This is a genomic window from Streptomyces sp. UH6, assembly GCF_013421635.1.
Lineage (GTDB): Bacteria > Actinomycetota > Actinomycetes > Streptomycetales > Streptomycetaceae > Streptomyces > Streptomyces abyssomicinicus.
The window spans coordinates 1-1,971 of record NZ_JACADT010001023.1 but is presented as its reverse complement, the minus strand read 5'-3'; the positions used below and the strand labels follow the sequence as shown (position 1 = coordinate 1,971).

Genomic DNA, 1,971 nt, shown 5'->3' with positions numbered 1-1,971 from the left:
TCTGCCAGGCGGTGCCCGGTCCCGGGGTGGCCGTGGCGCCGACCGGCACGCAGCCCGCGGCGAGCAGGCGGAGGGTCTGGAAGGAGGTCGTCCCCTCGGTGGCCTTCACGCCGATCGGCACCCCGGCCAGGGGAAGTACCTCGCCCGCCGCGAGCCGGCGGTCCACCTCCGCCGCGGTCCCGGCGGCGAGCGCGGGCCACACCTCCGTGAAGGCCCGGGTGCGGGGTTCCTCCCGCTCGATCCGGGCGAACGCCGCCTCCACGACCTCCGCGGCGCGCAGCTCCCCGTCCCGGACGAGTGAGGCGATCCGCAGGGCGGAAAGCCGCGGATAGTCGTCGGCGAAGCTCATGCCCCTCCCAGGAGCAGGCCGACGGCCCGCCGGTACACCCCGTACACGCGGGGCAGTTCGGCGAGGTGGACCCGCTCGTCGGTTCCGTGCAGCCCCTGGTGGGGGAGGCCGAAGCCGGCTGTGGCCGGCACTCCCTCCCCGGCCAGCAGGTTGCCGATGTTGGAGGGCCCCGCCACCTTCGCCCCGACCTCCAGTCCGGCCTCGGCGGCGGCCTTCAGCAGGGCGGCGGCCGGCTGCCGGTCCCCGTCCAGCTGGTAGGCCGGCCAGGAGGCCACCGGTTCCACGTCGGTGGGCCGCGGGCGCGGGGCCCCGGCCTCACGCCCCTCGGCGTCGAAGGCGGTGACGACCGCGCGCACCAGTCGCTCGGCGGCCCGCGGCCCGAACTCCACCGTGGTGCGCACGTCGACGTTGACGTCGCACCGGTCCGGCACGACGGAGAAGCCCTCGCCGCCGCCGATCGCGGTGACCGTCAGCCGCGGCGGCAACGGGAAGGAATCGCGGGGCAGTTCGGCCTCGTCGAGCATCCTCACCAGTCGTGCCGCCCGGGAGACCGCGCCCACCACCTCGCGTCGCGCGCCCGAATGTCCGGACGGGGCATGCACGGTGAGCACACAGCGCCACAACCCCCTTCCGCCGACGACCACGTCACCGATCCCCGGGTACCCGATCATGACGCCCGCCGGCCTCCGGGCCCGCGGGTCCGCGAGGTAGGCCCGCGCGCCGCCGAAGCGTCCGGTGTGTTCGTCCACGTCGAGCAGGACCGCCAGGCCTCCGGCCGACTCGTCGGCGCGCGGGGCGATCTCGGCGGCCAGATGGCAGAACATCGCCGCCGCCGTCTTGGAGTCCGCCGCCCCGCGTCCCCGCAGCCATCCGTCCACCACGTCCCCGGCGGTGGGCGGGAACGACCAGGCGTTCTCGTCCCCGAAGGGTGCGGTGTCCGCGCAGGCGTCGAGCGTCCACCACTCCCCCGGCCGGCCACCGGCGACCTCCACCAGCAGCCCGGCCGTGGTCCCGTCGGGACTCCGCAGCCGGCGGTGCGGCAGCCCTCGCCCCGTCAGCCACCGTTCCAGGACGCCGAGCACCGGCCCGTAGTCGTCGGTCCCGCCCCTGCTGGGCGTGCGGACCAGCTCACGCGCCAGCGCGACGACGGAGCCGAAGACGTCGTCGTCCACACCCTCACCCTTCGTCGGCCGTTCGGCAGCACGGTACGCCGCCGGGGCGACACCTGGCGGGCGGACCTGGTGCGGGCGCTGCGCGCGGCGAGCACCACGTGACCGTCCCGGGCGGCGTGCGCCGTCCGATCCGAGGGCAAGGGGGACGGGCGGGCGAGAGGGCAGGGCGGCGAAGGCGAGCACGGAAGACGGGGGGACGCCCCTGGCCCCGAGGCCCTCTTGCGCCCGCTTTCCCCCACGGCCGACGCTGAGGACATGGTGACGACACGTACGGCAGCCGGCCCTCGGCAGACCCTGGAGATCACCCCGGTCGCCGGTCACATCGGCGCCGAGGTCGGCGGCGTCGACCTCGCCGGCGACCTGCCGCAGGCCACGGTGACCGCGATCCGCGCGGCGCTGCTGCGCTGGAAGGTGCTGTTCTTCCGCGGCCAGCGCCTCGACCACGCCGCC

At 76.1% G+C, this 1,971-nt stretch carries 2 protein-coding genes and 1 pseudogene; 1 reads left to right on the top strand and 2 read right to left on the bottom strand.

Annotation, left to right across the window (positions count from 1 at the left end; translation table 11 throughout):
- Both HW445_RS28745 and HW445_RS28740 read right to left on the bottom strand, forming a co-directional pair.
- A partial coding sequence (locus HW445_RS28745; protein ID WP_257231346.1) for an amidase family protein occupies window positions 1-349 on the bottom strand: 349 nt, incomplete at its 3' end.
- Entirely contained in the window at window positions 346-1,521 is a 1,176-nt protein-coding gene (locus HW445_RS28740) for a M20/M25/M40 family metallo-hydrolase (RefSeq protein ID WP_180223768.1), read from the bottom strand. The genes HW445_RS28740 and HW445_RS28745, both read right to left, overlap by 4 nt.
- Before the next feature lie 255 nt (window positions 1,522-1,776).
- Here HW445_RS28740 and HW445_RS28735 point away from each other — a divergent pair.
- Window positions 1,777-1,971 (top strand): annotated as a pseudogene (locus HW445_RS28735) (TauD/TfdA family dioxygenase); the annotation flags it as partial.